The organism is Cypionkella sp. (genome assembly GCF_034376685.1).
Lineage (GTDB): Bacteria > Pseudomonadota > Alphaproteobacteria > Rhodobacterales > Rhodobacteraceae > Cypionkella.
In genome coordinates this window covers 215,735-239,302 of sequence record NZ_JAXMJJ010000029.1, presented here as the reverse complement: position 1 = coordinate 239,302, position 23,568 = coordinate 215,735, and the positions used below count along the sequence as shown (strand labels likewise).

General features: G+C 61.1%; 17 protein-coding genes. 6 read left to right on the top strand and 11 right to left on the bottom strand.

The window, feature by feature from the left end; genetic code table 11:
- Nucleotides 1–106: 106 nt before the first annotated feature.
- Nucleotides 107–4,756: a calcium-binding protein gene (locus U1A24_RS07170; protein ID WP_322321283.1), complete on the bottom strand. Its 4,650-nt coding sequence runs from the start codon at nucleotides 4,754–4,756 to the stop codon at nucleotides 107–109.
- Nucleotides 4,757–5,081: 325 nt separating this feature from the next.
- A complete protein-coding gene (meaB, locus tag U1A24_RS07165; RefSeq protein WP_322321282.1) occupies nucleotides 5,082–6,056 on the bottom strand; it encodes a methylmalonyl Co-A mutase-associated GTPase MeaB in 975 nt (324 codons plus the stop codon).
- 264 nt (nucleotides 6,057–6,320) lie between these two features.
- Here meaB and hrpB point away from each other — a divergent pair, with 264 nt between their 5' ends.
- The 3 genes from hrpB (at nucleotide 6,321) to U1A24_RS07150 (ending at nucleotide 11,051) form a co-directional block, all read left to right on the top strand.
- On the top strand, nucleotides 6,321–8,747 hold the full coding sequence (gene hrpB, locus U1A24_RS07160; protein WP_322321281.1) for an ATP-dependent helicase HrpB: 2,427 nt from the start codon (nucleotides 6,321–6,323) through the stop codon (nucleotides 8,745–8,747).
- 152 nt (nucleotides 8,748–8,899) lie between these two features.
- Entirely contained in the window at nucleotides 8,900–10,057 is a 1,158-nt protein-coding gene (locus U1A24_RS07155) for a Shedu immune nuclease family protein (protein WP_322321280.1), read from the top strand.
- Nucleotides 10,058–10,262: 205 nt separating this feature from the next.
- Nucleotides 10,263–11,051, top strand: a complete 789-nt coding sequence (locus U1A24_RS07150; RefSeq protein ID WP_322321279.1) for a peptidoglycan-binding protein — start codon at nucleotides 10,263–10,265, stop codon at nucleotides 11,049–11,051.
- A 61-nt stretch (nucleotides 11,052–11,112) separates the two neighbouring features.
- On the opposite strand, the gene U1A24_RS07145 is transcribed toward U1A24_RS07150, so the two are convergent.
- Nucleotides 11,113–12,348 (bottom strand): urate hydroxylase PuuD, encoded by a 1,236-nt coding sequence (locus U1A24_RS07145; protein ID WP_322321278.1) that lies wholly within the window; start codon nucleotides 12,346–12,348, stop codon nucleotides 11,113–11,115.
- Nucleotides 12,349–12,454: 106 nt separating this feature from the next.
- On the opposite strand from U1A24_RS07145, the gene U1A24_RS07140 reads away from it, so the two are divergent.
- Entirely contained in the window at nucleotides 12,455–13,381 is a 927-nt protein-coding gene (locus tag U1A24_RS07140; RefSeq protein WP_322321277.1) for a LysR family transcriptional regulator, read from the top strand.
- A 66-nt stretch (nucleotides 13,382–13,447) separates the two neighbouring features.
- Here U1A24_RS07140 and U1A24_RS07135 read toward each other — a convergent pair whose 3' ends face one another.
- Complete coding sequence (locus U1A24_RS07135) at nucleotides 13,448–14,212, bottom strand: SDR family NAD(P)-dependent oxidoreductase (protein ID WP_322321276.1); 765 nt, start codon at nucleotides 14,210–14,212, stop codon at nucleotides 13,448–13,450.
- 148 nt (nucleotides 14,213–14,360) lie between these two features.
- Between U1A24_RS07135 and U1A24_RS07130 the strand changes: the two genes are divergently transcribed.
- On the top strand, nucleotides 14,361–14,855 hold the full coding sequence (locus U1A24_RS07130; protein ID WP_322321275.1) for a GyrI-like domain-containing protein: 495 nt from the start codon (nucleotides 14,361–14,363) through the stop codon (nucleotides 14,853–14,855).
- A gap of 82 nt (nucleotides 14,856–14,937) precedes the next feature.
- Here U1A24_RS07130 and U1A24_RS07125 read toward each other — a convergent pair whose 3' ends face one another.
- The 6 genes from U1A24_RS07125 to U1A24_RS07100 all read right to left on the bottom strand — a co-directional run bounded on the left by U1A24_RS07125 (nucleotide 14,938) and on the right by U1A24_RS07100 (nucleotide 21,266).
- Nucleotides 14,938–15,996, bottom strand: a complete 1,059-nt coding sequence (locus U1A24_RS07125; protein WP_322321274.1) for a dipeptidase — start codon at nucleotides 15,994–15,996, stop codon at nucleotides 14,938–14,940.
- Nucleotides 15,997–16,077: 81 nt separating this feature from the next.
- Nucleotides 16,078–16,827 carry an ABC transporter ATP-binding protein gene (locus U1A24_RS07120; protein WP_322321273.1) on the bottom strand — a complete coding sequence of 250 codons (750 nt, stop codon included), beginning with the start codon at nucleotides 16,825–16,827 and terminating at the stop codon, nucleotides 16,078–16,080.
- Nucleotides 16,828–16,829: 2 nt separating this feature from the next.
- Nucleotides 16,830–17,660: an ABC transporter ATP-binding protein gene (locus tag U1A24_RS07115; protein WP_322321272.1), complete on the bottom strand. Its 831-nt coding sequence runs from the start codon at nucleotides 17,658–17,660 to the stop codon at nucleotides 16,830–16,832.
- Nucleotides 17,657–18,562, bottom strand: a complete 906-nt coding sequence (nikC, locus tag U1A24_RS07110; RefSeq protein ID WP_322321271.1) for a nickel transporter permease — start codon at nucleotides 18,560–18,562, stop codon at nucleotides 17,657–17,659. The genes U1A24_RS07115 and nikC overlap by 4 nt, the downstream gene beginning before the upstream one ends.
- On the bottom strand, nucleotides 18,559–19,584 hold the full coding sequence (locus U1A24_RS07105) for an ABC transporter permease (protein WP_322321270.1): 1,026 nt from the start codon (nucleotides 19,582–19,584) through the stop codon (nucleotides 18,559–18,561). Before U1A24_RS07105 ends, nikC begins: the two co-directional genes overlap by 4 nt.
- Nucleotides 19,585–19,655: 71 nt before the next feature.
- Nucleotides 19,656–21,266 (bottom strand): ABC transporter substrate-binding protein, encoded by a 1,611-nt coding sequence (locus tag U1A24_RS07100; protein WP_322321269.1) that lies wholly within the window; start codon nucleotides 21,264–21,266, stop codon nucleotides 19,656–19,658.
- Between the two features lie 176 nt (nucleotides 21,267–21,442).
- Here U1A24_RS07100 and U1A24_RS07095 point away from each other — a divergent pair, with 176 nt between their 5' ends.
- On the top strand, nucleotides 21,443–22,474 hold the full coding sequence (locus U1A24_RS07095; protein ID WP_416173473.1) for a dipeptidase: 1,032 nt from the start codon (nucleotides 21,443–21,445) through the stop codon (nucleotides 22,472–22,474).
- A 70-nt stretch (nucleotides 22,475–22,544) separates the two neighbouring features.
- Here the strand turns inward: U1A24_RS07095 and U1A24_RS07090 are convergent, their stop codons facing one another.
- A complete protein-coding gene (locus U1A24_RS07090; RefSeq protein ID WP_322321267.1) occupies nucleotides 22,545–23,468 on the bottom strand; it encodes a serine hydrolase in 924 nt (307 codons plus the stop codon).
- Nucleotides 23,469–23,568 lie beyond the last annotated feature (100 nt).

Below are 23,568 nucleotides of genomic sequence, written 5' to 3'. Positions count from 1 at the left end.
GGCGTCTTTGTTTATGCCCTGCCCCTGATCGCCTTTGCAGATCAGAAATGCCGACAGGGCCCGCCGATAAATCGGCGGGCCCCGCAGCGTTGAATGGGTTTCCCGATCAGGTGAACAAGAAGTCGCCAGTCGAGATCTGGGTTTCGTCGGTCAATCCGGTGAGACGAATGGTCAGATCCGTCGCGCCGTTGCCGTCAAAGTCCAGTTGCAAGGCGCCGTTGATGAACCGGGCTTCGGTGTTGTCGCTGCCCGAGAAAGCCGCAGAGCCAACATAGGAGAAGGTGCCGGTCAACAGACCCACGAACTCGAGCAGATCTCCCTCGGCCAGACCACCATCCAAGGTGTTGAAGTCCGAGACCGTGGCCTGAGTGGACGAGGCCGCAGCAAACACGAAGTGATCCGCACCATCGCCACCAATCAGCACATCGGTACCGCCGCCGCTCGCCAAGGTGTCATCCCCGGCCATACCGTTCAGCACGTTCTTGCCGGAGTTGCCGATCAATACGTTGTTCGACGCATTGCCGGTGCCGTTCACCCCGAAACTGCCGCTAAGGGTCAGGTTTTCGAAGTTTGCGCCCAAGGTGTGAGTGACTGTGGAGCGCACCAGATCAGTGCCTGCGGCCGCACCCTCTGTCACCACATCACCGATATTGTCGATGGTGAAAGTGTCGTCACCAAGGCCGCCCGACATGCTGTCCGCTCCGGCACCGCCATCGAGCGTATCATTGCCCGCGCCACCGTCCAGCGTGTCGTTGCCGCTGCTGGCCGACAGCAGGTTGTTGCCATCGTTACCGATCAGAATGTTGGCCGCAGAGTTGCCGGTGGCATTGATGTTGCTGGTGCCAGTGAGCGTCAGATTTTCCACCGGAGACAGGATGGCATAGCTGACCGAGGCATAAACCGTATCAGTGCCTTGGCCGGTCAGTTCAGTGACGCGGTCGTTGGCGCTGTCGACGATATAGCTATCATTGCCCAGACCGCCGACCATCGTGTCGTTGCCAGTACCGCCGTCCAAAGTGTCGTCGCCAGCGCCTGCGTTGAGGCTGTCATTGCCAGCCATACCCGACAGAAGGTTATCGTTGGTGTTGCCGAGCAGGACGTTGGCGTTCAGGTTGCCGGTGCCGTTGATGGCCGCTGTACCGTTAAGGGTCAGCTTCTCCAGCGTATCTGCGAGCGTATAGGTCACCGACGAGAATACCAGATCGGTGCCTGCGGCAGCAAGCTCGACCACCACATCGTTCAGCGAGTCGACATAGTAGGTATCGTTGCCAATGCCGCCGATCAACAAGTCATCGCCGGTGCCACCATTCAGCGTGTCGGCACCCGCCCCACCATCAAGCGTATCATTGCCCGACATACCGTTCAGTGTGTTGTTGCCGTTATTTCCGGTCAGCACATTGGCGGCGGTGTTGCCAAAACCCTTCAGGTTCGAAGTTCCTGCAAGAACCAGGTTTTCAAGATTCGCGCCCAGCGTCCAATCAATCGTGGTGCTGACCGTATCGGTGCCAGAGCTGGCCGCTTCGGTGATGACGTCGTTCAGCGCATCGACATTGTAGGTGTCATCTCCATCCCCGCCGAACAACGCATCGCTGCCTGCTCCGCCATTCAGCGTGTCGTTGCCGATACCGCCGTAAAGGCTGTCATTGCCTGAATCGCCAGTCAGCAGGTTGTTACCAGTATTGCCGGTAACGATGTTGTTGAGGCTGTTGCCGTGGCCCTCAAGGTTGCCACTGCCCAACAAGTTCAGGTTCTCGGTGAAGTTGGCGAGCGTCCAGTTGACCGAAGCATCAACGGTATCCGTGCCGCCGTTGATGATTTCCACTGTCTTGTCGGTGATGCTGTCGACGATGTAGGTGTCGTCATTGCTGCCGCCGACCATCGAGTCATTGCCGGTGCCACCGTCCAGAGTATCATTGCCTGCACCACCACTCAGGGTGTCATTTCCAGCCAGGCCGGAAAGCAGGTTGGCGCCGATGTTGCCAGTCATCACGTTGGCCACACCGTTGCCTGTGCCCATCAAATCGCTGCCGCCAAGCAAGGTCAGATTCTCAAAGTTGCTGAGCAGGGTATAGTTGAAGGTGGTCTGTACCGTGTCGTTGCCTTCGTTCACATTTTCCACCACGACGTCATTGGCGTTGTCGATCACGAAGACAGTGTTGCCGATGCCGCCGATCAGGCTGTCATTGCCCGCGCCGCCGTCCAGCGTGTCAGCGCCACCGCCGCCGTAAATGGTGTCATTGCCCACCATGCCTTGCAGCAGGTTTTGACCGCTGTTGCCAGTGATGGTGTTGGCCATGGCGTTGCCGGTTGCGTTGATGCTGGAGCCACCATTCATCGACAGATTTTCGATGTTGTCGCTCATTGTCCAGGTTGCCGTGGTGATGACAGTATCGTTGCCTTCACCCAACAGTTCGGTCACGATATCCGCGGTGGCGTTGATCGTGAAGGTGTCGTCCCCGATGCCGCCTGCAAGCGAGTCGTTGCCGTTGCCACCGTCCAGACTGTCATTGCCCGCGCCGCCGTTCAGCGTGTCATTGCCAGTACCGCCACTCATCACGTTGTTGCCGGAGTTGCCGGTCATGACGTTGTCAGAAGTGTTGCCCGTTGCATTGATGTTGGTCGAACCTGACAGGATCAGATTTTCAACATAGCGGTCCATCGTGATATTGACCGAGCTTTCCACCGTGTCGATGCCGCCATCGACCAGTTCGGTGATCTCATCCCCCGAACCATCGACGATGTAGTAATCGTCACCAATGCCGCCGCTCATTTCGTCAGAGCCAGTGCCGCCGTTCAGAGTGTCGTTGCCTGCATTGCCGATCAGGGTGTCATTACCCTCCATCCCCGACAGCAAGTTGTGGCCTGCGTTGCCGACCATCAGGTTGGCCACCGTATTGCCGATGCCGCTGAGGTTGTCCGCATCGTCCAGCAGCAGATTTTCAAAGTTCGCGGCCAAAGTCCAGTTGATGGTGGTCTGCACAGTGTCGGTGCCTTGGGCTGCCTCTTCGACCAGCACATCGTTCAGGCTGTCAACTTGGTACAGATCGCCACCTTTGCCACCGATCAGGCTGTCATCGCCGGTGCCGCCATCCAGCACGTCGCCGCCATCCATGCCGTAGATGGTGTCGTTGCCAGCCAAGCCGCGCAGAATGTTATTGCCCTGTGCGCCCAAAGTACCGGAGCTGCCACTGTTGCCGATCAGGATGTTGTTCAACTCGTTGCCGGTCCCGTCGATGTCCAACGAACCGGTCAGGGTCAGACGCTCGATATTGGCACCCAAGATGAAGTCGACCGAAGCCGTGACGAGATCGTTGCCTTCGGCGGCATTCTCGGTGATCACCTCGGCCACCGAGCCGACGACATAACTGTCGTCGCCCGCGCCACCAATCATTGTGTCATTGTCGCCACCACCATTCAACACGTCGTTACCCGCGCCGCCCGTAAGCACGTTGCCGAAGGCGTCGCCAGTCAGCACGTCGTTGAAGGCCGAACCAATCAGGTTCTGGATGCCAAACAGACGGTCACCTTGCGCGTCACCACCCGAACCGGTCGACCCCGACACGACCGATACCGTCACCCCAGCTGACGAGGCCGAGTAATCGACGGTGTCGACGCCTGCGCCACCGTCCAGCGTATCTGCACCCGCGCCGCCGATCAGGATGTTTTCTTCGTCGTTGCCCGTCAGGCTGTCTGCACCAGCCGAGCCGCGAATATTCTCGAAGTTGGCGAGCGTATCACCTTCCGCATCACCGCCGCTGTTGGTGCCAGCCGCGAGGTTGACCACCACGGCCAAGGCCGAAGTCGCATAGTCGATGGTGTCAATGCCCAAGCCGCCGTCGAGGCTGTCACCCAAAGCACCGCCCGAGATGACGTTGTCGTTCAGATCGCCGACGATGGTGTCGATGAAGTTCGAACCCGTGATATTCTCGATCGCCACCAGCGTGTCTGCGCCTTCGCCACCGGTGACCACTCCCGAGGTCAAGTTGACGCTCACCGCCGATGTGGCTGCGGCGTAGCTGACGCTATCGCTACCGTCGCCGCCGTCGAGGCGATCATTGCCTGTGCCGCCCATCAGCAGGTCATCGCCCAGACCGCCATAGAGGCTGTCGTTGCCCGCAGCGCCGCTGAGCGTGTCGTTACCAGCATTACCCGTCAGGGTGTTGGCATTGCCGTCCCCCGTCAACACATCGCCCAGAGCCGAGCCGATGACGTTTTCGAAATTCACGATGGTGTCGCCAGTTGCTGCGCCGCCAGTTGCAGAGTTGCCGGTCAGGCTGACGGTGACGGCCGCCGCCGAAGTGCTGTAATCAACGCTGTCCGCATTGCCTGCACCGCCGTCCATCACATCAGCACCCGCGCCGCCCGAGATCAGGTCGTTGTCTGCACCGCCATAGAGGCTGTCATTGCCCGCACCACCAAACAACTGGTCGGCGCCAGCAGCGCCCGTCAGCACGTTGTTGCCAGTATCTCCGGTCAAAGTGTCCGCCTGCGCCGAACCGATGATGTTCTCGATCGAGACATAGGTGTCACCCTGCGCATCGCCGCCGGTGGCGCTGAGCGTAGCAAGGTTCGCGTTCACCCCAGCGGTGCTCGCTGTGTAATCAACGGCATCATTGCCCGACCCGCCATCCAGCACATCGGCGCCCCCGAGGCCGATCAAGGTGTCGTTGCCCGCTAGCCCGAACAGGTTATCGTTGATCGCGCCAGAGGTCGCCGTGACAATGTCGTTTCCAGTTCCGCCGGTAAAAGTCGCCATTCTTTAAGCTCCAAGGTTAAGGGCCGCCGGGAGACCGGGGGACAAGGGGTGATTGCACAAAGGGATAGGTGAGACTTCGGGCCAAATTTGGACGGGAATGTCGGCAAAAGCTGCGAATTGCAGCAAAAGCGCGGCAGCTTGTGGCGAAAGTTGCTCGTGACTGACTGGGGCACCTCCCTGAAATTGCGGGATTATTCTGAAATATGATGCAGAAGACCGCAGAAGAGTTGCCGCATTTTTGCGCGCTTGATTATCGCCAAGACAGCTTTGCCGCGAATCAATCAAGCTGTTGGCGTGCGCCGCCCGCGCTGGTTGATCGGACGGCTTAGAGTTTGTGCAGCAGCGTCAGGATCTGTCGGGCGGCGGCCTCGGGTGTGGTGGTGCCTGCGGCGACGGCGGCGCCTTGGGCGGCGACGAGGCCCTTGGTCGGCTCGACATCAAGCACGGCCAGCAAGCCGCGTCGCAGTTCTTCCTTGAACCAATGCTGCGCTTGTTGGCCGCGCCGGGTCTGCCAATGGCCCTGCACGCGCCGCCATTCGGCCAGGGTCTGCATCTCGGTCCAGGCAAGGCCAAGCCCCGCGTCCTCCAACGCCGAAACCGTCATTGCTTTGGGATAGCCCGGCGGATCTTGCGGGCGTTTGCGCAGCAGCCGCAGAGCGCCTGCGTAGTCAGCGCAGGTGCGCATCGCGGCGGGTTTCAGATCGCCGTCGGCCTTGTTGACCAGGATCAGATCGGCCATCTCCATGATGCCACGCTTAACGCCTTGCAATTCATCGCCGCCAGCCGGGGCGAGCAGCAGGATGAACAGATCGCAAAGCTCCGCCACCACGGTTTCGGATTGGCCGACACCGACGGTCTCAATCAGAATGATGTCAAAACCTGCGGCCTCACACAAAGCCACCGCCTCACGCGTGCGGCGCGCCACACCGCCCATCTGCGCCTGGCTGGGCGAGGGGCGGATGAAAGCAAGCGGATCGCGGGAAAGCCGCTCCATCCGGGTCTTGTCACCGAGGATCGAACCGCCCGAGCGGGCAGAAGACGGATCAACCGCAAGCACCGCGACGCGCTTGCCCTGCCCGGTCAGCATCAGCCCGAAGCTTTCGATGAACGTGGATTTGCCTACCCCCGGCGTTCCGGAAAGCCCGATGCGCAGGGCTTGCTTGGTGCTGCCCAAGGCTTGCAGCAGCTCCAACGCCTGTGCGCGATGATCAGCGCGCGCGCTTTCGACCAGCGTAATGGCGCGGGCCAGACTGCGGCGGTCACCCGATTGCAGGCTGGGGACGAGGTGAGCAAGATCCATGACGACTCCCTTTGCGTGGTTTTGCCTGAGCGCGGGCGGTTTTGCCAGAGTGACCTTGAAACAGGAGCGGCCTCGGGCCCCATCGAGGGGCCTCTCGGCCGCGCTGCCGGGGCGTGATGCGACGCGGCGCAATGGCTGCGGTGTTGGACGTCTCCGGCGGGAGTATTTCGAAAAGAGCAACTGGGAAGGCATTGCTCTTTCCCAAATACTCATTCTTTTTTGCCACCTGCTGGCAAAGGCGGGGCGGTTGCGGGATAAGCGGACATGACCAGATTGCCGATAGAAGATGTGTTGGGGGAAGTGCGTGCGGCGGTGGCGGCGCGTGGGATGGTGGTTTTACAAGCCCCACCGGGGGCGGGCAAGACCACGCTGGTTCCGCTGGATCTTTTGGCCTCGGGGTTGATCGCAGGGCGGATCGTGATGCTGGAGCCGCGCCGTCTGGCAGCGCGGGCGGCGGCCGAGCGGATGGCGGAAACCTTGGGCGAGGCTGTCGGGGCGACCGTTGGCTACCGGATACGCGGCGAGGCGAAGGTTTCCAAGGCGACGCGGATTGAGGTGGTGACCGAGGGGATTTTGACCCGTATGATCCAGAGTGATCCAGGACTTACGGGCGTCGGCGCGCTGATCTTTGACGAGTTTCATGAGCGGTCTTTGAATGCTGATCTGGGGTTGGCTTTGGCTTTGGAAATTCGCGGGGCCTTCCGCGATGATCTGGTGTTGGTGGTGATGTCGGCAACCTTGGACGCAGGCCCGGTGGCGATGCTGATGGGGGATGCGCCGGTGGTGACCTCGATGGGGCGGGCCTATCCGGTGGAGACGCGGTGGCTGGGGCGCAGCCCGGACGCGTCGATGCGGTTTGAGGCGGGGATCGCGGGGTTGGTGCGACAGGCGGTTGAGGAGACGACGGGCGGGGTGTTGGTGTTTCTTCCGGGTGAGGGGGAAATTCGACGCGTTGAAGCGATGTTGTCGGGGCTGGCGGGTTGTGAGGTGCGACCTTTGTTTGGCGCGATGGAGTTTGCGGCGCAAAGGGCGGCTTTGGGGCCATCTGCGGGGCGGAAGGTCGTTTTGGCGACCTCGATTGCGGAAACATCTTTGACCATCCCGGATATTCGCGTGGTGGTCGATGGCGGGCGGGCGCGGCGGGCGCGGTTTGATCCGAACTCGGGCATGTCGCGGTTGGTGACGGAGCGGGTGACGCGGGCCGAGGCCGAGCAGCGGCGCGGGCGGGCGGGGCGCGTGGCTGAGGGGGTTTGCTATCGCTATTGGACCCGCGGCGAGGAAGGCGGACTGGCCGCTTATCCTCCGGCAGAGATTGAGGCGGCGGATTTGACCGGGCTGGCGTTGGAGCTGGCGTTGTGGGGCGGCGATGTGGGGTTTCTGACCGCGCCGAATGTCGGGGCAATGGCAGAGGCGCGGTCGCTGCTGGAGGGGTTGGGCGCGCTGGCGGGCGGGCAGATCACGCCGCATGGCCGGGTGTTGGCGGCTTTGCCGTTGCATCCGCGGTTGGCGCATATGCTGGCGGTGGCGGGGCCGGAGGCGGCGATGCTGGCGGCGGTGCTGGGCGAGCGGGATGTGCTGAAGGGGGCGCCACCTGATCTGGCGCTGCGGCTGGCGGCGGTGGCGGATGTGCGGCGGTTTGAGGCGTCGCATCCGTGGCCGGTTTTGCGGCCGGTGGCGGAGCGGGTGAAGCTGGAGGCGCGGCGGTTGGGGCGGGCGGTTTCGGGCGCGGATGCGGGCTACAGTTTGGCGCAGATGGCGGCTTTGGCGTATCCGGATCGGGTGGGGCTGCGGCGCAAGGGTGAGGCGCCACGTTGGGTGCTGTCGGGCGGCAAGGGGGCGGTGATGGCGGCGGGTGTGCCGCTGTCAGGGGCGCGGTTGATCGTGGCGACGGATCTCGATGGCGATGCGCGCGAGGCTGGGGTGCGGCAGGCGGTCAGCATCAGTGAGGCGGAGTTGCGGGCGGTTTTCGGCGACCAGATCGCGTGGCGCGAGGTTTGTTTCTGGTCGAAGCGCGAGGGCCGGGTGATGGCGCGGCGGCAGGAGTGTTTCGGGGCGCTGGTGCTGGCGGATGTGCATTGGGATGCGCCTGCCGAGGCGGTGGCGCGGGCGGCGTTGGAAGGGATGCGGCTGAATGGGCTGTATTTCACGGCGGCGGCGCGGCGGTTGCGGGCTCGGGTGGAGTTGGCGCGGGGTGGTGGGGATGCGTGGCCGGATTTCAGTGATCAGGGGTTGTTGGAGACGGCGGAGGAGTGGTTGCTGCCGCATCTTTCGGGAGTGCGGACGGAGGCGGATTTGCGCGGGTTTGATTTGAGCGAGGCGTTGAAGGCGCGGCTGTCTTGGGAGCAGGTGGCGGCTTTGGATAAACTGGTGCCGGGGGCGTTTGAGACGCCGCTGGGGCGGCGGGTGCCGATTGATTATGATGGCGATGTGCCGGGGATTGAGGTGCGGTTGCAGGAGATGTTTGGGGTGGTGGTGCATCCGGTGGTGGGTTTGAGCCGGCAGCCGCTGCGGGTAGTTTTGACCTCGCCGGGGCAGAAGACGATTCAGGTGACGATGGATCTGCCGGGGTTCTGGAAATCATCCTATGCGGACGTGAGGAAGGATATGCGGGGGCAGTATCCTCGGCATCCCTGGCCGGAGGACCCGACGGTTGCGGAACCGACCTTGCGGGCCAAGCCTCGGGGGACTTGAGGGGCGGTCCCGAGTTGGACCGTTTGGAATTGTGGGGGATTTCAGCGGGTTGGGGTGTGGCGTTAAGGGTGTGCTAAGGATTTGGTATGCTTGCGTAAGTGCAAAGGTCACAGTCATCTTGCGATTGCAAATTAGTAGGCCCAATATGACTAATGACAGACGAATCCGAGTTTTTCAAACTTCGCAAAATGGGAAAGACCTATATTTCTAAGGTCTTCAAATACAATGAGCAGTCCACTGAACGCTTGCGCCAAGTGCGGATGGTTCTGGAAGGATCGAATAGTCTGCACCTCGGAGAGATCGAAGGTGCCCTTTGCCTTCGACTGACAGGGGACAAGCGAAAAACACAAGTAACAGCAATCGTTTCTCAGGATGAGAGCCAAGTCAGGCGCGTGACATTGCAAACTTTTCAGTCACGGGCCAATGATTGGATCGCGGGATTTGAGAAAGAAGAATTCACATTTCGATCCGATGAGTTTGCTCGGCTGTTCTCGTTCTTACGACAGATCGAGTTCATTGATATGTCAAATGAAGATAATTTTCAGATCGAAGACATCTCCACTCAAGACGGTCCAAAGGCCATCATTGATGCTTCTGACAAGGGCATAGTCGAACAAATCAGAGCAATGTCTGAAGGTGAGCGCCAAGCTGTGATCCAAGGCCTTGGCCAGACTTTGACAAGCGAGGAAATCAACATCCTCCTTGGTCGACGTCAGGCGCTTGCCGAGTTTGAAAAGCAGATTTTGTCGCGTGAATGGAATGAACCTGACTGGCAGAATTTCTTTGAAAGGCAGCCATGGGTCTTCGGCTATGGGCTGGACTACCGCGTTATGCGTCAGTTCGACCGCGAAATGATGCTTGGCGGAGCAGGGACTGACAACAAGAACAAACCGACCGTGGATTTTCTGGAAACATTCACAGATTATACTGTGCTTGTGGAAATCAAACGCCCTGACACCCGCATCTTCAAGATAGGCAAGGGGGGCCGCGCCGGAACATGGGAGTTTAGCGCAGAATTTACCGGGGCCGTCTCGCAGATACTCGAACAAAAGGCAGAATGGCTCTCGTTTGCGCAAACAGGAGAACACTGGAGCAAGGACGGCAGCCGAAAGCTGGAGGCAAGGACGCGGAATGCGCGAACTATTCTTATAGTTGGCTCTCATCGTGAGTTCGACACATTGGAAAATCTGCGATCGGGTCAAATAATGCGTGATACGTTTGAACTATTCCGCCGCGAAAACCGAACTATAGATATTATAACTTTTGATGAACTTCTGGAACGTGCGCGCTTCATCACTAGCGATAAATAGTGCCTAGCGCCTCCGGCGAGGATATTTGAGCAGAGAGGATAAACCGGGCGCTAAGACTGGCGTTGTCGGTGGCGCGCTTTCTTGACTTCGGCATCGGCACGCAACTCTCCTTGCCAAAATCTCTTTGCAACCTTTCTGCAACTCGCGCGTTGTCTTGGCGATGAGCGGAGGGCCGGGCGGTCTTTCGCGCGAAAGGGAGATGATCATGCGGAATTTTGCTTTGCCGATGGTGCTGGTGGCGGGTTTGGCGGGGGCGGCTCCGGTTCAGGCGCAGACCGATCTGGGCGATGTGGTCTCGGGGATTGCGCAGTCTTTGATCACGCAGGAGTTGGACAAGAAGGCCTATCTGGAGGCGCAACGGCTGAACACAGTGCGGGGGTATCGCAATTATCTGGCGCAGTATCCGAAGGGGATTTACCGGGTGAATGCCGAGCGGGCTTTGGTGGCGCTGGGGGCCTCGGTTGGCCCTGATCCGGGCCGGCCCGATCCGGGCAATCCCGCGGTGGGCAGCAATGCGGCGCAGGTGGAGGCCTCGCTTGGCCTGAGCCGGACGCAACGGGAGAGGATTCAGCGGCAGTTGACGGTGCTGGGATTTCCGACCGGCGTGGCGGATGGGCTGTGGGGGTCGAAGACGCGCGGCGCGATCATCCAATGGCAGAAGAAGAACAAGCTGACGGCGACCGGCTATGTGACGGCGCGGCAGGTGAATTTGCTCGCCGAGCAGTCGGGCGGCAGCGTCAGCCCGACCCCGGAGGAGCCTGCGGCGGGCAATGACCAGCTTGAGGAGCGCTTGCTGAGCCTGACCTCGGCCGAGCGCTATGAGGTGCAGCGTCGGCTGACCGCTTTGGGCTATAACACCTATGGGGTGGATGGCAGCTTTGGGTCGAACACCCGGCGGGCGATGGCCTCTTGGCAGCGCGATGAGGGGCTGCGGGCCAGCGGCTATCTGACCGCCGATCAGTTGCGGTTGTTGCGGCGGCAGTCGGGCGGTTGAGATGATCGGTTGAGATTTTGCGGGCCGCCCCTTTGTTTGGGCGGCCTTTTTTGTAGGCGGGTCAGCTGTCTTGGCCGCCCTGCCCTGCCGACTGAAACCAGCGACGGATGGTGTCACGCTCGGGCTGTTCCATGAAGCTGAGATTGGCGGGCGGCATGGCGTGGGTGAGGCCGGATTGGGTGTAGATGCGTTTGGCTTCGGCTGCGATTTGCGCCGGGGTTTCCAGCACGACGCCTTTCGGCGGCCAGTAGAGGCCCTCGTAAAACGGCTCGGCGGCGTGGCACATCGAGCAGCGGCCTTGCACGATCGAGACGACTTGGTCGAAGTCTTTCGCGCTGGCGTAGGTGAGGGCTTCGGGGTTGAGGGCGGCTTCTTGTGGTGGGTGACGCATCGGCGCGATGGAGAGCCAAGCGATGATCAGGAAGATTACGGCGGTGACGAACCATGTCCAATGCGGGTTGCCTTTTTGGGCGTGTTTGGTGTTGAACCAATGGCGGATGGTGACGCCCATCAGGAACACGAGGGAGGCGATCAGCCAGTTGTACTCGGTGGCGAATACCAAGGGGTAGTGGTTCGACAGCATCAGGAACAATACCGGTAGCGTAAGGTAGTTGTTATGGGTGCTGCGCTGTTTGGCGATCTTGCCGTATTTTGGGTCTGGGGTGCGGCCTGCTTTCAGGTCTGCGACCACGATGCGCTGGTTCGGCATGATGATCATAAAGACGTTGGCGGACATGATGGTGGCGGTGAACGCGCCTAAGTGGAGGAGGGCTGCGCGGCCTGTGAAGACTTGGGTGTAGCCCCAGGCCATGCCGACGAGGATGATGTAGAGGCCGATCATCAGGCGGGTGTTGTCGTCGCCAAAGCGGCTTTTGCAGATTAGATCATAGGCGATCCAGCCGAAGGCGAGGGAGGCGAGCGATATGGCGATGGCTTGGGTTTGGGTCAGGTCGGCTATGGCGGGGTCGATCATGTAGAGGTCGGCGCCGAGGTAGTAGACCAGAAACAGCATGGCGAAACCGGAGAGCCATGTGCTGTAGCTTTCCCATTTGAACCATGTGAGGTGTTCGGGCAGCATCTGAGGTGCGACGAGATATTTCTGGATGTGGTAAAAGCCGCCGCCGTGGACTTGCCATTCCTCGCCGTGGGCAAGCGGTGGCAAGCTGGGGGTTTTGCGCAGGCCGAGGTCGAGGGCGATGAAGTAGAAGGATGAACCGATCCACGCCATCGCGGTGGTGACATGCAGCCAGCGCACCGCGAGTTCGACCCATTCCCACAGCACAACCCAGTCATACATCTGTCGTCTCCTGTTTTGGCTGCACCGCTAATGAGTAAGCTATACTGACCGGTATTGATCTGTTAATCCTGAAAAACCGGGGAATACTTTCAAGATTGGCGCGAAAATGTCCTATGTCAACACGATCAAGATGTTTGTGCGGGTGTATGAGTTGGGCTCAATGTCGGCGGCGGCGCGGGATCAGCGCACCTCGCCTGCGGTGGCCTCGGCGCGGATCTCGGAATTGGAGAAGCATCTGGGGGTAAGGCTGTTTTCGCGCACGACGCGGAGTTTGCAGCCGACCGAGAACGGGCGGATCTTCTTTGAAGGGGCGAAGAAGGTTCTGGAGGCCATCGACGAGGCCGAAGCCGCGGTGATGGATGTGACGCAGAACCCGCGGGGGACGATCTTTGTGTCGGCTCCGTTAGGGGTGGGGCGGCGGTTTATCGCGCCGCATGTGCCGGTGTTCAAGGATATGTATCCGCAGATCGACGTGCGCCTCAGGCTGTCGGACCGGATCATTGATGTGACGGCCGAGGGGCTGGATGTGGCGTTTCATCTGGGGATTTTGGAGGATTCAACGCTGAAGGTGCGGTTGATTTCGGATTGTCCTCGGGTGCTTTGCGCGGCCCCTGCCTATATCGCACGGCGCGGGATGCCGTTGGACGGGGCGGCTTTGGTGGGCGATAAGCACGAGTGTCTGAACCTGCGGTTTCCGGGGGCGAAGGAGTTTCAGTGGGCGTTGCAGACCCCGGACGGGGTGCGGCGCTATGAGATCACCGGGCCGTTTGAGAGCGACGATGGCGATGTGTTGACCGGCTGGGCGCTGGATGGGCGCGGCATCGTGATGAAGCCGGTGTTTGAGGTGGCGGATCATTTGCGCTCGGGCGCGCTGGTGCCAGTGGCTGTGGCGACCCCGCCGCTGCCGACGCAGCTTTCCAGTCTGTCGCAGCATCGGCGGTTGAAAGACCCGAAGGTGAAGCTGTTCACCGATTTCATGGCGGCGCATGTCAGGGATGCGGTGCGCGGGGCGACCCTTGGGCCCGTGGGTTGAGATGTGCGCCTCCGGCGGGAGTATTTAGGCCAGTCTGAAAGCAAATTTTAGATAAATTTTAGCGGTTTAGGTCTCATAGGGCCAGTTGGCTTGGGAGAAAGCGCCGCCGTCGACCCAAAGGGTTTGGCCGGTGACGAAGGCGGCGGCGTCGGAGATTAGGAACAGCAGCGGGCCAGTCAGGTCTTGCGGGGTGCCGACACGGCGCAGGGGCGTGACGCGGGCCCAAGTGGCGTTGTAATCCGGGGCCTCGGCGGCAGTGCGGGCGGTGGCGATGGCACCCGGCGCGATGCAGTTGACGCGGATGTTGTGCGGGCCGAGCTCGACAGCGGCGACTTTGGTGAACTGCTCGATGCCGCCTTTCGAGGTGGTGTAATCGACCAGTTTCGGGAAGGCGAGTTTGTTGCAGCCGGATCCGAGAGTGATGATTGCACCCGGTTGGCGGGCGGCGATCATGGCTTTTGCCGCCATTTGGGTGTTCAGGAACGTGCCGCGCAGGTTGGTCGCGATGGTGCGGTCCCAATCCTCGGGGGCGAGGTCGAGCAGGCTCGACCACGTCTGGATGCCTGCGTTGTTGACCATGACAGAGGGGGCGGTTTCGGCCCATGTGGCGGCCTCGGCGTGGAAGCGGGCGGTTTCGGCGGCGTCGCCTGCATCACATTCCCAAGCGCGGGCGCGTTGGCCTACGGCTTCGACGGCGGCGATCAGGGTTTGCGCGGCATCGGCTTGGCCGAGATGGGTGAAGCCCACGTCATAGCCCGCGCCTGCGAGGGCGGTCACGAGGGCATGGCCGATGGCGGAGGGGCCTGCGGTGACGAGGGCGAGTTTGGGCATCTGCGGGCTCCTATCGGTTTGCGGCAGGATGGCGAAACTTGCGGCGCAAGGAAAGGCCAGCTTGCGGCGGTTTGCCCGCCACTTGCGCGATTTTGGGGTCAATGCTTTAGTGTCGCCGTCACCGATTGTTGCAAGGGGTCAGCCTGCCATGCTCAGCTTGCCGAAAGTTCTGCCGCAGCCCGCTGTCGCCTATATGGCGATCACCGAAACCATCGCGATGACCGCGTTTGACGAGAACGCGTCCAGCCTGTTGGCCGAGGTTTATCACTGGCTGGCTGCGCGCGACATCGCTGTGACGGGGCCAGCCCTGCTGCGGCATAATTTCATCAGTCCGGCCTGTGATCTGGAGATAGAGTTCGGCGTGGTCGTCGCAAAGCCGGTGCCTGGAGATGGGCGGGTGCAGCCCGGCGAGATGCCTGCGGGCGAGTACGGCGTGGTGCGCTATACCGGGCCGTATGACAGATTGTTCGAGGTCAATGCAGTGCTGGTCGGCTGGGCGAAAGAGCGTGGCGTGGTTTGGGATGCCGAGACTGGCCCCGCAGGCGACCGTTTTGCCGCACGGGTGGAATATTACCACACGGACCCCGCAGAAAACCCGGATCCGGCAACTTGGGTCAGTGAGCTGATGATCAAGACCGCTTAGGCACGGTTCGGGGTGTTTCGTGCGGCGATTCTGGAAAGCCCATGCGGGTTAGTTAGCCGGGGCTTTCCAAGTGTGCTGCGCCTCAGACGCCCCATGTCCGATCCAACAGCGCCAGCCAGTTGTCGTAGCACAGCTTTTGCATCAGCGCTTCGCCGTAGCCGTGGTCAAGCATGGCTTGTTGCAGGGTGGGCAGGCCGGTGACGTCACCGATGCCGTTCGGCAGGGTTGCGCCGTCGAAATCGGAGCCGAGGCCGAGATGGTCTTCACCGACGTTTTCCAGCAGGTGATCGAGGTGGGCGAGCACGTCTTCCCAGCCCATATCGCCCGATTGTTTGCCGTCGCGGCGCAGGAACGAGGTGGCGAAGTTCAGGCCGACCATGCCTTTGCTGTCGCGGATCATGTGGAGTTGGCGGTCGGTCAGGTTGCGGCTGGAAGGCGTGATGGCGTGGGCGTTGGAATGGGTGGCAACGAGGGGCGCATCGGTCAAGCGGGCGACGTCGTTAAAGCCTGCTTCGTTGATGTGGCTGAGGTCGATCATGATTTTCAGATCGTTGCAGGCGCGGATCAGGCGTTTTCCGGCGTCTGTCAGGCCCTCACCGGTGTCAGGACCGGAGGGGAAGGCGAAGGGGACGCCGTGGCCGAAAATGGTGGGGCGGGACCAGACCGGGCCTAGGCTGCGCAGGCCCAGGGCGTGGAAGGCGTAGAGGTTGTCGAGATTGGCGTCGATGGCTTCGGCACCTTCCATATGCAGGATGCCTGCGATGGTGTTGGTGTTCAGGCAATCGCGGATTTCGGCGGTGGTGGTGCAGAGTTTGAACTGGCCGTTTGAGGCGCGCTCCATCCACAGCATCTGGCGGGCCATTGACATGGCGACAGGCAGGGCTTCCGGTTCGGTGATCAGGGTGCCGAGCGGCAGGCTGAAGGGCGGATTCTCCATCTGCGCCATGTAGTCGGGAGCGTCGTGGGCCTCGGGTGAGGGGATGTAGATGGCGAAGAAACCGGCCTTGAAGCCGCCCTTTTGCATCCGGGGCAGGTCAAGATGGCCCTTGCCCTCGCCAGTCAGCCAGATCGCCTCGCGGTTTTCGGGGTGGATGTGCAGGCGCAGGAGCAGGTCGTTGTGGCCGTCGAAGGTGGGAAACATTTGTAAGCCTTTGGTTTTATTGGCAGGCGGCTGGGGCGTTGCCCCAGACCCCAGGATATTTGAGCAGAGAGGATGCCCCCTTTAGCCTTCGAGCATCCTGTCGGCAGAAGCCGCGAACAGGCTGCTTGCGTAGGGGGTTTTCATTTGGGCGGTGGCGAGGGCTTCGCGGGTCAGTTCCTCGACGGCTTTGCCATGCTGCATCACGAGAATGCGGTCGCACATGTGGTCGATCACGGCGAGGTCGTGGGAGACCATCAGGAAGGTGAGGCCGCGTTCGGTGCGTAGGCGGGAGAGTAGGTTGAGGGTTTCGGCTTGGACGGAGGCGTCGAGGGCCGAGGTCGGTTCATCCAGCAGCAGGATTTCGGGTTGCAGCATCAACGCGCGGGCGATGGCGACGCGTTGGCGTTGACCGCCGGAAAGTTGGTGCGGGTAGCGGAAGCGGAAGTTGGGCGGGAGGCCGACATCGGTGAGGGCCTTGGTGATGGCTTGGTCGGTGAGCGGCAGGCCGTGAATGGCGAGGGGTTCGCTGAGGGTGCGGTCGATGGTGTGGCGGGGGTGGAGGCTGGCGTAGGGGTCTTGGAACACCATCTGCACTTTGCGCGAGAAGGCGCGGTCGTGGGTGATCGGTTTGCCATTGATGCGAATGGTGCCGCCGCTGATCGGCGCGAGGCCGCAGATCGCGCGCAGGATGGTGGATTTGCCGGAGCCGGATTCGCCGACAAGGCCGAAGGATTCTTGGGCTTTGACGTTGAGCGAGACGCCCTCGACGGCGCGGACGTGGCGGCCTTGGGCGGTGAAGGTGACGGAGAGATTTTCGATTTCTATCAGCATGTTCAGAGCGCCCAACTTGCGTCGCGGTCGAGGCTTGGCAGGGCTTCCCGCGTGCCACCGATGCGGGGCAGGCAGTTCAGCAGGCCTTGGGTGTAGGGGTGTTTGGCGTGCATGAGATCTTTCGCGGCCAGTTCTTCGACGACTTTGCCTTTATACATCACCAAGACGCGGTCGCAGAAGCGGGCGACGAGGCGGAGGTCGTGAGAGATGAAGATCAGGCCCATGCCGCGGGTTTTCACAAGGTTGTCGAGGATCGAGAGGACTTCGGCTTGAACGGTGACATCCAAGGCGGAGGTCGGCTCATCCGCGATCAACAGGTCGGGGTTGGGGATCAGCATCATCGCGATCATCACGCGTTGGCCCATACCGCCGGACAGTTCATGCGGGTAGGCCTCCATCACGCGCTGCGGGTCGCGGATTTGCACGGCGTTGAGGGCGTCGATGGCTTTGGCGATGGCCTCGGCCTTGGAAACTTTATCGCGTTGGCGCAGGCCCTCGGTCAATTGCGCGCCGACTTTCATCACCGGGTTAAGGGAATATTTAGGGTCTTGCATCACCATGGCGATGCGGGGGCCACGGAGGGAGCGCATTTGAGTCTCGGACGCTTTCATCAGGTCGATGCCGTCGAAGGTCATCTCATCCGCTTCGATCTTGCCCGGTGGGCGGATCAGGCGCAGGACGGAGCGGCCGGTCATGGTTTTGCCGGAGCCGCTTTCGCCGACGATGCCGAGGCGTTCGCGGTTCAGATCAAACGAAACGCCGCGCACGGCTTCGACGCGGCCTGCTTCGGTGTCAAAGGTGACGCGGAGGTTTTTGACGGACAGGAGGCTCATTTGCTGGCGCTTTTCGGATCGAGAACATCGCGGAGGCCGTCACCCAGCAGGTTGAAGCCAAGCGAGACGATGAAGATAGCGAGGCCGGGCATGGTGGCGACCCACCACTGCTCGAACAAGAACTTGCGGCCTGCGGAGATCATCAGGCCCCATTCTGGCAAGGGCGGCTGCACGCCAAGGCCAAGAAAGCCGAGGCCTGCGGCGGTGAGGATGACGCCTGCCATATCAAGCGTGACGCGGATGATCACCGAAGGCAGACACATCGGGATGACATGGCCCCAGATGATGCGGATCGGCCCTGCGCCTTGCAGTTTGACGGCGGCGATATAGTCGGAATTGCGCACTGTCAGGGTTTCGGCACGGGCGACACGGGCGTAGGGCGGCCAGCTGGTCAGCGCGATGGCGAGGACGGCGTTTTCCATACCGGGGCCGAGGACGGCAACCAAGGCCAGCGCGAGGATCAGCTTGGGGAAGGCGAGGAAAATATCGGTGATCCGCATCAGGATGGTATCGACCCAGCCGCCGAAATAGCCCGCGACGGTGCCGATGATCAGACCGACCACCGGGGCGGTGAGGATCACCAGCAGCACGATGTAAAGCGTGATACGGCTGCCGTAGAGAATGCGCGACAGGATATCGCGGCCGAAATCATCGGTGCCAAGCACGTTGCCGGGGGTGCCGGGGGGCAGCAGGCGGCGGCCGAGTTCTTGGGTAATCGGGTCATGTGGGGCAAGCAGCGGCGCGAAGATCGCGACGAACAGCAGGGCGGCGGTGATCAACAGGCCGATCATCGCCAATGGGTTGCGGCGCAGGCGGAGCCAGCTAAGGTAGCTTTGACCCAAGCGGGATTGCATCCGCGAGGCGGGGTTGGGGTCGCGCAGCCATGTGGTGAGTGTGCTCATACCCGTGCCCTCGGATCGACCAAGCGGTAGAGCAGGTCTGACAGCATGTTGAGGCCGATATAGGCGATGCCGACGACTACTGTGCCGCCTAAGACGGCGGGCATGTCGGCAACCATCAGGGCGTCGGTGATGTAGCTGCCCAAGCCCGGCCATGCGAAGATGGTTTCGGTCAGCACGGCACCTTCGAGCAGATAGGCGTAGCTGAGCGCGATCACGGTGATCAGCGGCACCATGACGTTTTTCAACGCATGCACCCAGATCACCCGGCGCTCGGGCATGCCTTTGACGCGGGCGGTGGTGATGTATTCCTGGCCAAGTTCGTTCATCATAAAGCTGCGGGTCATTCTGCTGATATAAGCCATTGAGATATAGGCGAGAATCCCTGCTGGCAGGATGATGTGGGAAAACGCGTTGGCGAACATGTCCCAGCGATTGTTCAGGGCGGTGTCGAGCAGGATCATGCCGGTGTATTGGGTGAGCTCGAAATCCAGCGACATTTGATAGGCTGCGTCAAGCCTGCCGGGGCCGCCGACCCAGCCAAGCTGGCCGTAGAACAGCAAGAGGCCCATCAGGCCAAGCCAGAATACCGGCATCGAATAGCCCATCAGGCCGATCAGGCGGGTGGATTGGTCGAAGAAACTGCCCGGCTTGGTGGCGGCGATGACCCCTGCAGGAACGCCCAGAAGCACACCGAGGATTGTGGCAAGGGTGGCAAGTTCCAGCGTGGCGGGGAAGCGTTGGGCGACTTCGTCCAGCACAGGTTCGCGGGTGCGGATCGAGGTGCCGAGATCGCCTTGCAGGGTGTTCGTCACATAGATGCCGAACTGCTTCCACAAAGGTTCGTTCAGGCCCAGCCGTTCACGGGCTTCCTCCATCTGCGCCTCCGTCGCGCGTTCGCCAAGGATCGACAGCACCGGATCCACCGGAATGACGTTGGAGATGAAGAAGGTCACCATCAGCAACCCAAGAAAGGTGACGAATAGCGTAACAACCGTGCTGCCGATTTGGCGAAGCATGGGCATCAGGCGCGAGGACGGAGCGGGGGTGCTGGTCATATAAAAACGGGCGGCCCTTTGCAGGGCCGCCCATGGCCTTACTTGGTCACAAGCCAATAGGCGGTCGAGTCAACCGCGCCACCGGTGTAAAAGCCCTTGACGTTGGCCCGCACGCCGGTCTGACGGGCTTGCTGGAACATCACGATGAACGGGGCGGTTTCGCGGAATTTCTTCTGCAAAGCGGCATACATTTCAACGCGTTTGGCCGGGTCTTGCTCCAACACGGCGGCTTTCGATTCCGCGGTCATCTCACCCGGATCATAGGCGTTGCGCCATGCCAGATAGCCGGTGTTGTTGGCGGCATCCGAGTTGTCGGGGTTCTCGGCGAAGGTCGAGGAGTTGGTGTTCGGATCGGGATAATCCGGGCCCCAGGTTTGCAGCGTGCCATCATGCTGGCGGGCGCGGTATTCTTTCAGTTGTTCGGCGCCTTCACCGACGCTGAGTTCTACCTTGATACCGGCTTGGCCAAAGGTGTTCTGGATCGACTGCGCCACATCCATGCGGTCAGCGGCGTTGCGCACCGACAACTTGATCGCCGGATCTTTGATGCCGGATTCCGCGATAAGTGCTTTGGCTTTCTCGATATCCAAGGAATAGGGGTTGTCGTCCAAAGCACCCAGATAACCCGACGGCAGGAAGTTTTGGTGAACGACGGCGGCGCCCTTCATGAAGGTATCGGCCATGCCGTTGTAATCCACCGCCCAGCGCATCGCGTCGAGGAATTTGGCGTTCTTGTAGTTCTCATTCTTCTGGTTGAACGAGAGATAATAGATCTGGCCGCCAACGTCTTCTTGGATCACCACATCAGCGTTGCCAGCCATGCCCGCGACATCAATCGGGGTCAGGGTGCGGGCGACGTCAATGTCACCTTTTTCCAGCTGCAGACGCTCGGTCGCGGCTTCTGGCACATGGGTCATAAAGACCTTGGCCATCTTCGCATCGCCGCGCCAATAGCCGGGGCGCATCTCCAAAACATAGCCTTCATTCGGCTTGAAGGATTTGAGCGTGTAAGCGCCCGACCCTGCCGAATGGGTTTTCAAATATTCATTGCCAAGGTCCGAGACGCCATCTGTGACGACTTCGTTGGCCTTGACCACATCGGCATCAACGATCGAGGCCACACCTGCGGTCAGGCAGTTGTAGAGGAAGGTCGGCGCGTAGGGCTTGTCGACCTTGATGGTCAGGGTGTCGCCCGCGCCGGTGATCATGCTGTCCACGGTCTCGGCGGTCCAGCCAAACTGGTTGAGGATGAACGCCGGAGTTTTGTTCAGCTTGACCGCGCGTTGCAGCGAATAGGCGGCGGCCTCTGCCGTCACCGGATTGCCGGAGGCGAAGGTCACGCCAGCCTTCATCTTGAAGGTATAGGTCAGGCCATCTTCGGCCACCGACCAGCTTTCGGCCAGACCCGGCTCGGTTTCCAAAGTGGCTGGGTTGATCTCAACCAGACCGTCATAGGTGTTATTCACCACGTCGAGGCCAGAGAATTCATAGGCCTCGTGCGGGTCGAGGCTGACGATGTCGTCGATGGCACCCGCCAGCACCAGCGTATCGGCTGGGGTTTCGGCCATCAGCGCAGCGGGGGCGGTGCCCAGCATCATAGCCGCAATGGCAACAGCGCCCACGCGGCGCAGCGTCGGTTCAAGTAGCATGACAAACTCCCTGTTTTATCATCGTTTTCTTTTGGTTTTATCGTTGTCGTGACTTGGGGCTTGCTGAGTCCCAAGGTATTTCCTGACCGATTGGGCAACTTCTGTGCGGGCTTGTCAACAGCGGCTTGCGGCGTGAAACTGGCGGCAACGGGCAGTTTCACGGGCAGATGGGTAAAATGTCAGACTTTTCAATCTTCGACGGGCATAATGATCTGCTCTCGTGCCTCTGGGCAGAAAAATCCTTTGGTGGCGCTGCGTTTTTCAGCGGGCGGGATGGCGATCTTGATCTGGCGAAATGCCGTGCGGGTGGCTTTGCGGGCGGTTTCTTTGCCGTTTGGGTGGGCGGAGGGCCGGGCACTGGCCCCGATCCGATGGCGACCTACCGGGAGTTTCCGGCGATTGATGCGGTGCGGGCCGAGCGGCAAACGCTGGAGCAGATCGCTATTCTGCTGCGGATGGAACGGGCGCGACCGGATGCGATCCGGCTGTGTCGCACGGTGGCCGAGATCGCCAATGCCCGCGCCGCCGGGGCGATTGCAGCGATTTTGCATATCGAGGGCGTTGAGGGGATTGCTGCAAATCTGGACGCTTTGCATGTTTTCTACGCTGCGGGGTTGCGATCTTTGGGTCCGGTCTGGAGCCGTTCGAACATTTTCGGCCATGGCGTGCCGTTCAACTTCCCGGCCAGCCCGGATACCGGGCCGGGGCTGACCGAGGCCGGGCTGCGGTTGGTGCGGGAATGTGACGCCTTGGGGGTGCTGCTGGACCTGTCGCATCTGAATGAAGCCGGGTTTTGGGATGTGGCGCGGGTGTCGGGCAAGCCTTTGGTCGCCACCCATTCCAATGCCCATGCGGTGACCGCCTCGACCCGCAATCTGACCGACAAGCAGTTGGCGGCGATCAAGGATAGTGGTGGCTTGGTCGGGTTGAACTATGGCTGTGCTTTCATCCGTCAAGACGGCATCAAAAATCCCGCGACCGGGCCAGAGGATATGCTGCGTCATCTGGATCATCTGCTGGCCCACCTGGGCGAAGATGGCGTGGCGCTGGGGTCGGATTTCGACGGCACGATGATCCCAAATTTCATCAGCGATGCCAGTGGGCTGCCGAAACTGACGGCGGCGCTGGAGGCACATTATGGCGCTGCGCTGACCGAAAAACTCTGCTGGAGCAACTGGCAGGGCTTGCTGGCAAGGGTGATTGGCTGAGGTCTATCGCGCGCCCGAAACCCACGTTGCGCCGCCGCGGATTTGATCCGGGGCGGCTTGGGGTTAGACATTAGGCGCGGGTGATGCCTTCGGTCATTTCCCAGATCAGCCGCCCGATTTCAGGGAAGGCTTGGGGATAAGTTTGCGCCATGCCCTGCCCTTGGGTGGTCAGCACAACAGTCAACGGCTTGCGGTTGGGTGCCGCCAGACGCACCATATCATGTTTGAACCAGCTGGTTTTGGCATCGCCGGTCCACAGGTTGTGCCCGGCTTTCGACCAGATCTGCACCGCTTCCGGCAGGTCGCCCGCCAAATACTCCGACAGTTGATAGGCCGGGTTTGCGGCATCAGGGCTGGCTTTGTCACGCTGCAAGATCGCCTGTGCGCGGGCTTTTGAGGGCGGTGACAGTGGCAAATCGCCCTCAAACAGCTCCCACAGAACCCGTGCGGCAGCCAGAGGGGTGAGGCGGTTCAGATGCGCGCCGTCTGCGCCTGCGAATTGCGCCTCACGGCCATAGCGGGTGTCGTCCATCAGCTTTTGCGCGATGCTACAGCCCTGCCATTCGTCCCAGCCCAGCGCCCAGAAAAACCGGTTCAACCGTTCGCGCTTGTTGACCCAATCGAGGTATTCCGCGCCATGCAGCAATGTGTCGCCCGTGGTGCCGGTGATCAGGTCGATGGCGTAGTTGGTGGCGGTGTTCGACGAGACACGGATCATGTCGCGCAACGCCCGATCCATCTCGCCATGCGGGGCGATGCGGGCGTCTTCCAACAGCGCGAGCGCGTGGATCAGATGGAAGGTTTTCACCAAGGAACAGGGGTAGACCGGAATATCGCCGCGATGGGCAAAGCCTTCGGGACCATCGGCGCCTTGGGTGATCAGGACCAGACCAAAGCTTTCAGGATCAAGCCCCTGCGTGCCGTGCAAACCGACCAGAGCGGCGGTGATGCTGGGCCCGAGTGCCGACCAATCCGGGGTTTCGGTGAAGAACATGGCCGACCTCCTGTTTTGCGTACAGCTTAGGGGGTGAGGGGCGGAAAGAAAGCCCGCTATCGGGGTGTTGGGTGGCTTGATCTTCCGGCCTGTGATCGGT